The 14,550-nt window shown below is 44.7% G+C and carries 4 protein-coding genes; 2 read left to right on the plus strand and 2 right to left on the minus strand.

Features of this window, described 5'->3' with window-relative positions; all coding sequences use genetic code 11:
• The first annotated feature begins 52 nt into the window (after positions 1-52).
• Positions 53-289 carry a restriction endonuclease subunit S gene (locus RSJ42_RS09425; RefSeq protein ID WP_410510349.1) on the plus strand — a complete coding sequence of 79 codons (237 nt, stop codon included), beginning with the start codon at positions 53-55 and terminating at the stop codon, positions 287-289.
• A 560-nt stretch (positions 290-849) separates the two neighbouring features.
• On the opposite strand, the gene RSJ42_RS09430 is transcribed toward RSJ42_RS09425, so the two are convergent.
• Positions 850-1,302 carry a hypothetical protein gene (locus tag RSJ42_RS09430; protein ID WP_410507048.1) on the minus strand — a complete coding sequence of 151 codons (453 nt, stop codon included), beginning with the start codon at positions 1,300-1,302 and terminating at the stop codon, positions 850-852.
• 577 nt (positions 1,303-1,879) lie between these two features.
• A complete protein-coding gene (locus tag RSJ42_RS09435) occupies positions 1,880-6,829 on the minus strand; it encodes a papain-like cysteine protease family protein (RefSeq protein WP_410507049.1) in 4,950 nt (1,649 codons plus the stop codon).
• Between the two features lie 1,770 nt (positions 6,830-8,599).
• Between RSJ42_RS09435 and RSJ42_RS09440 the strand changes: the two genes are divergently transcribed.
• Positions 8,600-14,317 (plus strand): DUF3320 domain-containing protein, encoded by a 5,718-nt coding sequence (locus RSJ42_RS09440; RefSeq protein ID WP_410507050.1) that lies wholly within the window; start codon positions 8,600-8,602, stop codon positions 14,315-14,317.
• Positions 14,318-14,550 lie beyond the last annotated feature (233 nt).

Raw genomic sequence — 14,550 nt, forward strand, 5'->3', positions numbered from 1 at the left:
ATCCTTTTCCTGGCAGACAGAAATATCACAGTTTAACATCTCCCGAATTAAAATTGTCAATACAGTTGTGCCTCTCCCGCCCCTCAATGAACAAAAACGCATAGTTAAAAAAGTAGAACAGTTCATGGGGTTATGTGATGAACTTGAATCTAAACTAAGGAAGTCTCGGGAAGATAGCGAGAAACTTATTGAAGTGGTTGTTAAAGGATTGTTAGAAGGGGCAGCCGCCGAAAAAACAGAGTTGTGTAAGCCTGTTTCATTACAGGTGGCGAGTATTCAATTAAAATAATAGATCTTTTTTATTTTTCAGGATTAAAGGAAAAGTTAGGTTAGGAAGGATTCCGGCCTGAAAAATAAAAAATAAGTTGTAAAAATCTGCCCCAAAAAACCATATTCACTGTCTTTAACGTGTCTTGTTACCGAGCATCAGCTCGGGCCGGTCCTTAATGTTAAAAAAGAAGACAGATTTTTAGCACATCGGATTCTTGAGTATTCAATTTTAAAAAATAAGATATTACCCTTTTTTTCTTTTTTCTGATTTTTGAGAAGGCCGCTCTCCTTCGTCGAGCGTGACAAGGACGGTTCGGTAAAGTGAATGACGTTGCACGGATCAGAGATTTTATAGCTTTTTTTCGGCTCTAGTTAGTAAAGCTCACTATTTTATCTTATAAGCTTGGTCCTCTTGAGCGAGCGAAGCGAGTGAAAAGGACACCGTGCTCCCGAAGCGGAACTCGGGTGCCGAAGCGGAACTCGGGCGTGACAAGAAAGACTCGGTAAAGTGAATGACATTTCACGGGTCAAAGATTTCGTAACTTAGTTCCCTATTTATATTTAAAGACTTAAGGAGAATCACAACATACCACAACCTAAATCAAATAATTCTACTTTCACACGCTCATGCCCGCAATATTTACACCGATAATAGCTAGTTATCTTTTTTTCAGTATAGTTGCTTATTATTTCCGCCATTATCATAACATAGGCTAGCTCTTTTCCGCAGTTTTGGCAGGTCCTGAACATATAGTATCTTTCTAAGCTCATAATGGCAAAACCGCAGATAACGGAGAGGATAGATAGGGGAAAAATATGAGGATGATTTCCAAACAAACCATAAACGAACAAAATATAGCTAAAACCTATTAACGATAAGCTAAGAAGATTTGCTCTCAAAAGTCCAATTTTTGGGATTAAGAATCGAGAAAAAAAGCCAGTAACAGAGAATTTCTCTACATAAAGGCGGCAAACATCAGATTCTTCTTTCTTAGGATTGAAACTATTTAAAGAAAAAGGTTTATTCTTCAATAACAAACCACTTCACAGATTAACTACATTATTCAATCTTATTTCTCAATAGACATTAAGCAAGATAATTTTTTGTATCGCTTTTGTAAAAATAAAGGAAGATCTTAAGAGTTTATGAAGCCAATTGTTAAAGGTTGTAAGATATAATTACTGCCTGAAAAACAAAAAATAAGGTTTATTAAAGACAGGACTCAGTAAATATTTCCGTTTTTAATAAACAGAAAAAGAAGCGAATTTTTTTCTTTGTTGCGTTTTGGACTTTCCGCTCTCCTGCATCGAGCGTGACAAAACAGACTCGGTAAAGCGAATGACGTTGAATCGGTCAGAGATTTTATAACTATTTTTTCGGCTCTCGTTTAGTGAAGTTCACTATTTTAACTTATAAGCTTAGTCCTCTTGAGAGAAGCGAATATTCTAAACCAAAAATTAGTCCTCTTGAGCGCAGCGAAAAGGACACCGTGCTCCCGAAGCGGAACTCGGGCGAGGCGCAATTCTGGAAATAAGAGTTTGGCGGGAAATTTCAAAAAAATGAATGCCCGTTTCATGATAGCTTTTCAGCCACCATGGAGAGGGCAATTTAGAAGTGCATGATCTGCAAGCGTGGGGCGTCCGCAACTTCTTCGAACTTTCTAGAGAATGCACGGAAGGACTCGGTATACTGACGGCCTCCAGCCGGGTCGTTGATCCGCAGGAAAGTGCCATCAACCGTGCCGTCTCCGTAGATACCGCGAACCACCCTGGCGTGGATTGCCCAGAGATCACCCGGAGCTTCATCAGCGATCACGATCAGAGGACCATAAAGCTCGATCAGCCCGCGCAGGCCGCTTACGGTGTAGCACATGGGAGGCTCTCCTTTCATGCCGCACGCTTCGGCAAAGGCTTCGTGATCCGCTGCCTGCAATCCCTTGTTGGCATCGAACATGGCACGATAGGTCGCACCGGCTATGTCCATTGCATCCTCAATGCTGTAAGATACACTATCCTTCCAGGACATCATCATGGTTGCAACCGTGGCCCAGCAGGTCATGTTCGAGGGCTGCGCTATGATCGGCACGATCCCGGGGACGGTGTAATCAAACGAGGTTTCGGTACCGCCAGTTTTTGGTTCGCTCACCTCGACCGATTCCGATCCCCGGTTGATCTTAATATTCGGTGCCTTTTGCTGCGACTGGGACTTGATCAAATCCTGGATTTCCTTCTCCTGGGTCAGGTTTGCCTGTTTCACCGCAGGTTCACCCACCATTGAGCTCAGGGCGCTGTAAGCAAGCTTGTTGGCCTGGTCTTTGGAAATCTGCTGACTGTCCTCAGCATCCTGGATGGTTTTCAGGGTCTTGCCTATGTCTTTCTTCATGGCACTCTGCTTCTGGAGATCGGCAGCTAAGCCTGCCAGGTCGGTCACGCTTTTGGACGTGGTCTCCAGAGCCTTCAGAGCATTAGCCTGGGTGCCGGCAAGACCGGTCATATCCTTGAATACATCGCTCTTGCCAAGGAGACTAAATGCCGCACCGAGGCCGGTAGGATCGGGTGCAGCTGGGGCTGTCTGCATGGCAATGATGCTTGACGGCAGATCCTTGACCTGGAGATTACCCGTATCCGAGCGTCGGCTGCTTGTGGAAACAGAGTCAATAGCCGTAGGTTTTGCATCACATGGGACTTCGGAGAAGCGCCAGTGCCGGGAATCATCGATTTCTTCACAGCTGTTGCATTTGCCCATAACGGATTCCGCGTAGACTCCTTTGGTCGGGACACTGACCCTAAACGGGTCCGGCTTCGTTGTTGGCTGATAGTAGGCAACCAGGTCTTCGACACCCTTAAATACAGGGTCGAGACGCTCACCGGGTACAACCTTGAGCACAAAATTATTCCCTACAATGCCCATGATTTTATTTTCGACAACACTGGCTACGCTCCTGCCTCCCGAATTAGGTGCAATGTAGCCGTCCAGAAGGCCGAACAGGCGGCTTGCATCCATGCTAGACCAGATCACCTTATGGGCCATTTCCAGATGTTCATTCAAAAAGCTAACCAGAGTGACGGCAGCTTCACGGTCCTCCTTTCTCGGGTCCCTCAGCTCCTTGTCCGAAAGCGGCGTATATATCAGTGCAGCATCGGTTCGGGTCTGAATCTCGACATAGGGAGGTGTGGTAAGGTCAATGTGGACCTGTACAGTGTTGATGATATCATTGTTAACCCGGCTGTTCCGGACAATGGACTCGTTAAGATGCCTGGTCCGATAATAGAGATAGACCGAGCGTAAGATGATTTTTGAAGACGCTTTGACAGCCGTGCTGGCGCGGAAACGCAGATGCTTAATCCGGCGCCGGGTAATGTTCTGTGGCGCCCGGCTGGCGAGTTTCACTTCCAGCGGCACTCCGCGGCGGTAGTTCGAGAGCATGGTAAAGTCCAGATCCAGAGGCTCTTCAGTACCATCTTCTGCGATGGCATGAATCTCGATCCTATCGATAAACGTGCGGACAATCTCCGGGGCGTACTCTGCTTCGAAAATGGCGTCTTTCTCGGCTTCGGTAAGGGGAACTTCCCGCTCCAGTGTAAATTTCATCTGGCCGATGAACCACGGGAACGGCACGCTCAGATCATAAGTTTCGGTTTTTGTTGCCTCCTCGATTACGCTGATATAAGGGCGCTTGAGTTCGAACGAAATTGAGAAACTGCCATTGAAATCTTCGATTACTTCATCCGCATAGCTGCCAGTGGGCAGGTCAGAATCAGCATAATTGTTTGCGATCCGCTCGATAGCATCAAAACCCCGGACCAATTTCTGGCCATATACGGCCCTGCGCAGAGTATTCCGCCAGCGGAGGATCTTTTGATGATCGAAGAGGCTCATCGGCAGCGGAACAAACAGGCACTCCTGGACATCCACAAGTTCCGTTTCGATCGCATAATGCTTCAGCACCTCGAAATACTCCACAGTCATAGCATGGCAATGGTTGTGGTTTTTGATTATTTCGGTCTGCACAGTTATGTTCTCTGTTTGCCCCACTGTCTGTATTACAGTACTGCGCTGGCTCCTGAGCGATGAGGCCGACTGAGCGATATTGTCCTGCAGCCGATTCAATGTACTTCCTGACAGGTTCCGGGCTGAGTTTTGTGTGGCTGTAGAACTGGATGAGGCACCCGAATGAGAAACTCCCCCTGCAATTCCAAGGCCGAAAGAGCTGCCTATGAACCCCAGGGCTCCACCGATACCCCCGCTCGTGGAGCTTGTTCTGTTGGTTGAACTGGCACTGATGTTCTCCCTGAAAGACGAATTAATTATTTCACTGATATCCCTATCGTGTGAAATCTCAGCCGTAATGGCTTCCGTGACTGTTTGAGCCTCACTTCGGGAAGAGCGTTCTTCACGGTCCCAGTCAACAATCGCGATCTGTTTTTCCTGGCACGGCGCCAGCGGCAGGCTGTAGAGCAAATCCCCTAGTGAATACCCGTCAGCCTTCCATTTTTGCTTGAAGTGCAGGATATGGCCATGTGCAATAGTGGTATTCTCGTATATCGTGGGAGTCTCGTCCCAATCGATGCTATTTTCGACTGTAAGTTCCTTACGCCCGGGATGGTTAGAGATGTAAGCGCGTTCAATATCCTCGATCTTATTGATTGCAGTGTAGATCTGCTTTTTCAGTCTGTTCAGCGAACTCTTGATAGGGTTATAGTTTTCGATGAAGTAATTGTCTTCAAGGGAGACCATGAAGGACGTGCTCGAAATATAAAAACTGTGGAACTGCTCCAGCAGGTTTAAAAATGCCGAAATGCTGGTGATAAATAAATCGTAATTGGAGCGGATCATCAGGATCTCGCCCAGCGAGAAAATAGCTTTATTACGCAGCACATTTTTCGTGTCTTCAAACTGATGCATCAGGCAACGAATCCCCATTGTTTTCGTTTTCTCAGCGGACGGGCAGGGCTCGAAATTGTATACCCCTTTTTCTCCCACCTGTGACAGTTCGGCCACCAGACGCCGCAAATAGCCGAGCAGTTCTTCCTGGTCCTGAGACTCATTCGTGGCAGTGTCCACTTCCTGGATCAGCTTTACTGCCCGGGTTTTCATGACGCTTATGAGCCCGGAATCCGCAAAGGGCTGTTCCAGCAGTTCATCAAGATCGGAAACGAACTCCTTAAACTGGCTTCCCAGTTTGCTGTTGGGCTCAACAAACCCTGCATACTTCCTGATGTGCCCGAGTATGGATTCCAGAGTTGTGTAATTTAGAGCATTCCTGGCTGTCAAAGTCTCGCAGTAGGTCTTTGCTTCCTGAACTCCGTATTTGCCACAGTAGGCTGCTGCCAGCTGTTGATGCAGCTCTTGCAGTTTCGCCTTGCGGCGCGCCTGCTCAGCCAGCGTTTTGACCAGGAAATTGAAGTTGATCCCTTTTTCTACCTGCAACAGGTCCTGTGTGCTTAATTTGAGCTGCACGGTTCCTGAAGGTATCTTCAGGTAGTAGATAGGCGAGGCTGGAGCAGCAGCCGGAGCGCTATTGATCCGCAGCGCACGGTCCATTTCGGATGCCGTTTTTTCTTTATCCACGGTATAAGGGATGACAGAAAGTGTTCTGAACGAATTATTGAGCCTGCCGAAAATAGTGAAGAGCTCGTCAGAGATAGTCTGCAGTTCATCTTTTATGTACCTGCTTTCCTTTGCCGTAATAGTCAGTCCCCTGATCTCCGGTTCCGTGGTCCTAACAGTATGGTAAAAGCTAAATTCTTCCAGGGTGCGGTTAGGGATCGTAAAATCTACACACTTTCCGCCCAGGTCCTGAGAAAAAGATGAACTGTGAACCAGATCTTCAGCGTCCGGTAGCATCGGGGTTCCCCCGCTGGACAGGACCTCACCGGGCAAGTCCGACAGATCAGCTACCAGAATTAGGTCTTTCGGGATTCTCCTGTCATCCAGGGTTATCGGAATGGGCTTGCCCTCGAGTCCGGCAATCAGTCCGTAAGCCCTTTCATGAGTCCTGTTATCCACCTTTCCGAAGAAATAACCTCCCCGATCAGCCTGTGCAGAGAAGATCGGGTGATAGCTCTGGCTATCCGTAGCAGCATTCGGGTCATCACTTGCCATTATGATTATTTGAACGCAGGCCGCTTTTTTCTCGCCGGAAATATCAATTACCCTGCCAGCAACCTTTCGATAGGCATCCAGGACCGGGCTTGATTCATTGAATTGAATCACTTTCGGGTCCACATGCAGGATCAGGGGCTGTGTGTTATCTTCGTTGTTTTCCGGTAAAATAGCTGCATTCAGACTGCCATAGCTGTAAATTTGAGTGCCCAGCTGCTCGCCATCCGGTGCGAACACCGCGATCGTGACTGACTTTCCGCCCAGCAGCTCCTGGTTGGGCAGGAAAAAACGGAAAGCTCCATTTCGTTCGACGTCAACTCGATCCTTGCTGTAAATCGAATTACCGCCAATCTCCTGAATGTAGCTGACCTTCAAAAAATGGCCCAGATACTCATCGGTAATGGGCACATTATTCATTGGTTTCAAAAAACCGTTGATGCTAACTCTATTCATACTTCATTCATCCCCACTATTTCGAGCCCCTTAAAAGGGTCTTTTATATTTTTACCCCGGAGTTACTCCTTTAACTGAACAGGTAAAAAACAACCTCTGTAATTACCCCCCTTAAGTCTGCCAGGTACCTCCAACGGTAACTAAAATATAAAAAAGATGTCAGAATATAAAATACTTGTGGAACATATTTCAGAGGCTTATTATTTTTTCTATCCTCCCAAATTTACTCGAGATCATGCAAAATAGTGAAATTTTATTTCATTGAAAGAAATCATTTTACTACGAAAGAATTCATTTTACTACTGTAGACAGGCCACTTTCCTGTGTCAAACGGAACAAAAACGGTTCAGTAAGCAAATGATTTTATGACTTTATATGTGTCAGAGATATTATAACCCAGTTTTTATAACTCAGTCTTCGGTTCTCATCAGTAAAGTTCACTTTTTAACTTATAAATAAGTCTTCTTGAGCGCTAGCTCGGGCCAGCCCCAAAATGAAAAAAAAGAAGACAGATTTTTAGTTCATAAAATTCGTGAGCGTTCAATTTTAAAAAAAGGTAAATACCATTCTTCTCTTTTTCTTCATTTTAGGACTTTCCGCTCTCCTGCGTCGAGCGGGACAAGAACGATTCATTAAAACGAATGACATTGCACGGGTTAAAGATTTCAGAACTTAATTCTCGGGTTCTAATAGGGAAGTTTACTATTTTAGCTTATAAATTAATCCTCCTGTAAGTAATCCCCGATTTTTACCTGCAAATTAGTTCTCCTGGGTGAGAGGTTTTTCGAAAAAAATCAGTAAGATACTCAGGGTATTTTCAGAATAACATATTCGATATTCATAAAGGATTTTATCAGCCAGAAAAACACAAAGCAAAAATAAAAGGAAAGTAAAGTAGGGAATGGTAAATATGGAAAAATTTCTAACGAAAGAACAGATTTTGTATTTTACTACAGCTCTTATTGTATGCACAATATTGGGATATCTGTCTCGTGATTTAAAGAATGGCGTATTTACTGGAATTTTCATTGGAGCCGGGTTTGTTACAGGAATGAGTCTAATGGGGAAAAGGCGAAAGTAAAGAACACAGGGAAAAATCGAAAATAATAGTTTGTTGATTCTAAAGTTCTATACTTTTTTACAATCTATTTTCATAATGTTGTTTATGGCTGCATCAGTTACCGTCCCAATATAAAAACAGGGCCGGACTGCAGGACTGAACTGTATTTGAAAAAATCCATTTCTACTCTGTTCTTATTGCCCTTGCTGTTTTGTTTTTGAAGATTATTCGAAATTATCAACCAATCAACATGGATTACCAATAAACTCTAATAACAGATAAATAAATTCAGATGTATTTCTGTGCTTGTATATCTAATTTGAAATAATTTCAAATAGCTAATATATAAGCACTCACACACTACTTGCATAATCCTCTTGCATAATCCTCTTGCATAATCCTTTTCAGAGAAGTATATAAATCTGAGATAAATACGAAAGCAAGTAAAGAGAATTATAAAATTTAAAAAGTTTGGTAAAATGTTTTATACTCTTAAATCAATATTCTACAGTTATAGGTTCAAGCAATCAGATTCTCTCAGAGCTTAAAGACTCTTTAAGAGGATTTCGATCAGGTTTCGGAAAACCTTTAGATCACATTTAAAGCTTTATTTTCGGCAGAACATGGCAAAATTTATTAGTAAATGTTCTGTATTCTTATCTGTATCACAAATATATTTTATTGATTATTTGAACAGGGCCTGGTATTTTATGGTAGATGTAGTTAAGGAACTGGAAACACTAAGGCAGAATTTACTTGATTTATCCCTCCGGAATAACCTTCTCAATTACCGTCTTTCCCCGAGGCGGACAATTTCAATTACGGGCAGAACTCCGGAGGAAGTCTATGACCTTTTTGTTCTTCAGGAAAAATCGATGAAGTTCAGGGCAATAAAGACCAGGCCCAGAAAAGGCAAAAAGAGTGAAACCGGGGAAGAAGACGATGCTTCGGATAACGATAACAGGCTTCTGAAGACAATAGGAAAAATCCTTACCTCCGAAGAGAAAAATAAAACTCAGAATTCCCGCGAACCTTTCCTCGAAACTCCGGACGATAATGAAACTCTTGACCGGAAGCTTTTTTACGTCTTTAACCAGGCGAATTCCATTTTTGAAGAACAGGGTTATCCGGTACTTTATCTTGCAATAGGGTTTTTGCAGTGGAGTGAAACCAAAGCTTCGGCAAAGGACCTGAAAGCTCCGCTTGTCCTCGTCCCTGTTGAACTTAAAAGGATAGGAAAAGGAAGAAATTTCAGCATTCAGTGGACAGGAGATGAGGTTTTCACCTCCATTACCCTTCAGGCTAAGATGAAAGAGTTCGGGGTAGAAATTCCTGAATTCGAGATGCCTGAAGAAACTTCAGGGATACAGGAATACTTCAGCACAATAACCGCGGCAATCCGCGAAAGACCTGAATGGAAATTCGTTCCTGAAGTCTGCCTAGACCTTTTCAATTTCAGAAAATTCGTCATGTATAAAGACCTGGACATTTCAACCTGGCCTGAGGACATGTCCCCTGCAGAACACCCCCTTATCCAGAAAGTCTTCAATCCCCAGGAGCCCGAGTGTGAGGTGCAGGGCTTCAGGGAAGAGGAAGTCGACCTTAAACTTACGGCAAAAGACACCTACCATATAATGGATGCCGATTCTTCCCAGATAGCAGTAATAGAAGATGTAAAAGCCGGAAAAGACCTTGTAGTGGAAGGGCCTCCAGGCACAGGAAAGTCCCAGACAATCGCAAACACGATTGCTGAACTGCTCGCACAGGGAAAAAGCGTACTCTTTGTCAGTGAAAAGATGGCTGCCCTTCAGGTGGTAAAAAGCAGGCTCGACAATGCCGGGCTTGGAGAGCTCTGCCTTGAAGTCCACAGCCACCAGACCAGGAAAAAAGCCGTACTTGAAGAGCTGGAAAAAGCCCTTAACCGCGAAGCTCCGCCTGCTATAAGTGCGGAAAGGGACCTTAACGAGCTTGAAAAACTTAAACAGGAGCTCAACGGGTATGCGCAGACACTCAGGGAGCCCGCAGGAAAGATCTATCCGAACCTGTATTCCCTTTATGGAGTAAAAGAAAAGAACAGGATTTACTTTGAGTCAAAAGGCTTAAAGATGCCCAGGTTTAAGTTTCAGGACCCTGAAGCATGGGAGTCTGAAGCATGGGCGGAAGCCGAGTCGATCCTGGAAAAAATGGGGCAGGTACTTCCGGCCCTCGGACCTGTTAAGAAAAATACCTGGTATGGCTGTGAACCCGGACTTGTTCTGCCTTCCGATATCGGGGAAATAGGCGCTGCTGCAGATGAATGTGCTTTTGCTTTTGAAAACCTTGAAAAGTCAATAAAAACCCTCAACGATATCTCTGCAACCTCAAAGCCTCAGACTCTAAAGGATATTCCCGGTATAACCGAAGCTGCAAAACTTATAAGCAAATCAAAGCCCCTGCCTGAAAAACTTCTTCAGAACCCTGAATGGGACTCCGAGGCTTTTACATCCGAAGCCGAAGCTCTGGTTTCCAGAGTCAGGCAGTACAGGGAACTAAAAACCTTTGTGGACAAAACCTTCGATCCTTCCATTCTCGATCTTGAGGTCTCGGAATTTAAAGAAGTTTCCGGCAAGCTGCTCAGCGTTCTAAACTCCAGGTACAGGAAATTAAAAAAGGAGATCTCAGCCTGTTATATCTCAGGAGCGCCTTCAAAAGACAGCAAAATCCTTCTGGACCTTGCATGCGTTTCCGAATGTAAGATGCGCAGGGCTGAGATAGAGGGAGCAGAAATAAGCGGGAAAAAATTCTTCTCGGAATACTGGAAAGGCTTTGAGAGCGACCCTGCCCTGCTGGAAGATTACTGTAAGTGGATGGTTCCTTTCCGCAGGCATATTAAAGACGGCATTTTAACCGACAGGTCAGTAAGGCTGGTCGGGAGCGGAGTAGACCAGGCATCAATCGAGTCTGCAGTAAATGAAGTCATGGCAGCAAAAGATGCTTTTAACGTCTCCCTTGAAAAGTTAGGCGCTCTCGTAGGGGCAGATTTCGGGAAGATGTTCGGGGATATTGAAACTGTAAAGTTCAGCCAGTTAAAAACACGTGTGACCAGATGGAAAGACGAGACTTCTTCCCTCGTTTTCTGGAGCCAGTACCTTGGATACAGGCAGGCATGCCTCGAAACCCTTGCTTCCCCCATGCTGGACGATATAGAATCCGGAAAAATAGAGCCCCAGGATATGATTCCTGCTTTTGAAGGAAACTATGCCGAAAGCATGCTGCACAGGGCTTTCAGGGAAAGGCCCGATTTATCTGCTTTTATCCGGGAACTGCATGAAGGCAAGATAAGCAAATTCATAGACCTGGATAAAAAAGTCCTTTTTGAAAACAGAAAAAGGATTGTCTGCACTGCTTATGAGGACTCTCCAAAGCTGTCTTCCGGAGCATCAAGAGCCTCCGAAGCCGGAATTTTGCTCAATGAATTTAACCGCAAACGCGGGCATATGCCTATCCGTACCCTTATGAAAAAGGCAGGCGGCCTTATACAGAAAATAAAGCCCTGCTTCCTCATGAGCCCGCTTTCAATTGCCCAGTACCTTGACCCAAGGAGTACAAGGTTCGATGTCATTATCTTTGACGAAGCAAGCCAGGTCAGGCCTGAAGATGCCGTAGGTGCGCTTTTGCGCGGAAAGCAGGTAGTGGTAATGGGAGACTCAAAACAGCTTCCTCCAACCGACTTCTTTGATACTGTAGTCGACTCTCATGAGACCGAGCCTGAGGATTACACACCTGCAGGGGATATGGAGAGCATTCTTAACGTCTGCAAGCGCAGCTTCTCTGTAAAAACCCTGCGCTGGCATTACAGGAGCAGGCATGAGTCTCTGATCGCAATCTCCAACCACGAGTTTTATGATAACCGCCTTTACGTTTACCCCTCCCCGATGCAGAAAGACGAGAGCCTCGGGTTGAAATTTGTTCACCTACCTGACGCGGCCTATGACAGGGGCAGGAGCGGGGCAAACAGGATTGAGGCAAGAGCTGTTGCCAGGGCGGTATTTGAACATTACCAGAAGTATCCTGGAAAGAGCCTTGGAGTCGGGACTTTCAATATCAAACAGCAGGAGGCTATCCAGGAAGAAATCGAAGCCCTCCAGAAAGCAAACCCGGATGTTGACCTCAATTCAGGAAATGAGAGGGGGGAACACTTCTTCGTAAAGAACCTTGAGACCATTCAGGGTGATGAAAGGGATGTAATTCTGCTCAGTGTCGGTTACGGCTTTGACCATAACAGGAAACTTTCTCTCAACTTCGGCCCTCTCAACAGGGACGGAGGAGAAAGGCGTCTTAATGTACTAATAACAAGAGCAAGGGAAAAATGCGTTGTTTTCTCAAACTTTACTTCAAGAGACCTGCCTCTTGACGAAAACTCGCCTTTCGGGCTCAAAGCCCTTAAAGTCTTCCTTGAATTTGCCGAAAACGGTACACTCCCGGTACTTTCGTGCGGGACAAAGGAACTTGATACTCCTTTCGAAGAAGCTGTCTCAGATTTCCTTACTGAAAACGGATGTGAAATCCACAGGCAGATAGGGTGTGCCGGATACAGGCTCGACCTCGCAGTCCCTGACCCGCGCCATCCTGGGAGGTATGTTCTCGGGATCGAGTGCGACGGGGCAGATTACCATTCCTCTCGCGTCGCAAGAGACCGCGACCGTTTGCGCCAGCAGGTCCTCGAAGGTCTGGGCTGGAAAATCTACAGGGTATGGTCTACGGACTGGTACCTCCATCCAAAGGAATGCAGGGAAAAACTGCTTGAAACCGTAAATGAGGCTGTTAAGCAGGCAAAACTGCAGGCAAAATCCGAACCCGAATCCTGGGCTGTAATAATAAACGAGCCTACTTCCTGGACAAAAACCGCGAAAGATTATGAGATAAATGCTAATCCTGTTACCAGTGTTATTTTACCTGGAGCAAGTAATGCCTCTGAAGAACCGGAAGCTAAGGCTTTCGAGACTCTCCTCACAAAAAAATCCTCCGGAGAGAATCTCCTTTCGGAAGACCTAACCGGAAATTCTCCGCTTATAAGGAAAGTTCAGGTTGAGTTCTCATATAAAAAGGAAGGCCCAAAAGATGATCTTCCTCCTGAAGCGGCATATGAAGACGAGCTAAAAGAAGCATACGAAGAAAAAGCAAAAGAAGCATTCGAAGAGGATGCAAAAAAAGCATCCGAAGAAGAACAGGCGGAAGATAAGGAATATAGAGGCGAAGCAGAAGACGAAGAATTATCTTATATGGACGTCTTCGGGTTGAATAAAAGCTTTTCAACTTCTTCAGGCAGGGACTTCCTTCCAGAGATGACTTTAAAAGCCGAGTCAATGGCCACATTAGCTGACGAAAATTCCAGAAGTAAGACCTCAAGAAGGACAAAGAAATCAAAGCTTCTTAAATTCAATGCTGATCCGAGCTCGAGTTTCGAGACTGACTTTGAGGAAGAATCATACCCGATTCCTGAGCCTGAACCTGAAAAAATTAACTTTTTCCAGGCTTACCCTGAAATAGATTTCAGTGCAGGTCCGGAAAAGAAACGCAAAGGCAAAAGAATCAATGAATTTGCTTATATCTACGGCTCCGGAGGCTCCTTTGAGCCTGAAGAATTTGAAGAGGAGGATTATCCTGATCCGGAATGGAATTCCGAGTACGAAATTAGATATGAGCCTGAATATGGACCCGAAATTGGATCCGAAGCCCTTTCCGGCAGCAGTTTGCAGGATAAACCAGGAGCCGATTCCGGCTTAATTCTTGATTCAGAAGACTCAGTATTTGATGCAAAAACTCCTGAAGAAATCGAACCCGCCGATCCTGACAAAGACAAAGGGGAAAGGATTTCCGGGAAAGGGAATGCACTTGAAGCTCTTGTGCCCCCTTACAGAATCTGTGTATCCTCAGGACTCATGCAGTCAGCAGACCTTTCTGATATATCTGATGCACAGCTTGAGGAGGCAATCATAAAAATTGTAGAATTTGAAGGGCCTGTTCATCAGGAAGAAATAATTCAGAGGATAAGGTCACACACAGGACTCCAGCGCATGCTTGGCAAAATAAGGCAGAGAATACTTGACTCTATGGCGTCTGCCGAAAAATCGGGAAAAATCCAGGCAAAGGGAGAATTTTACTGGCCTCTTTCAGGGCCTGCAGATCTTTTACGCAGGCGGGATACTGAGTCATATGCAAAGATTGAATGGATCTGCGATGAAGAGATAAAAGAAGCTGTCCGTTTTGTTCTTACCAACCAGTACTCAACCCCTATGGAAGACCTTATTATTCAAACTTCAAGAGTGCTCGGGATTAAGACAACCCGTAAGAATGCGTGGGATAGAATTGAAAAACTAATTCAGTCAGGCATAGAAAGTAATGAACTGACGCGCACCCCAAATGAAATGATTTATTTTGTAGAGTAAATAGTATTTTGTAGAGTAAATAATATACAATACAGTTGATATAAAAAGGAGAATATATTATATTGTTTTTAAGCTTAACTTTTTTCTTTTCACTTAATTTTTATTTTCAAGCATATAACAAATACATAGTATCATTTTACTTTCATATGATATCATCTTAATTTCTATTGAATGTTTATTCCGGCTCTCTTTTATCTCGGTAATGTTTTCTAAACTTTAGTGATTAATAATTT

This window comes from Methanosarcina hadiensis, from assembly GCF_046529725.1.
Lineage (GTDB): Archaea > Halobacteriota > Methanosarcinia > Methanosarcinales > Methanosarcinaceae > Methanosarcina > Methanosarcina hadiensis.

Coding starts and splice junctions, on each gene's coding strand:
- RSJ42_RS09435 (WP_410507049.1), bottom strand. CDS start 6,829: ATGAATAGAGTTAGCATCAACGGTTTTTTGAAACCAATGAATAATGTG.
- RSJ42_RS09440 (WP_410507050.1), top strand. CDS start 8,600: ATGGTAGATGTAGTTAAGGAACTGGAAACACTAAGGCAGAATTTACTT.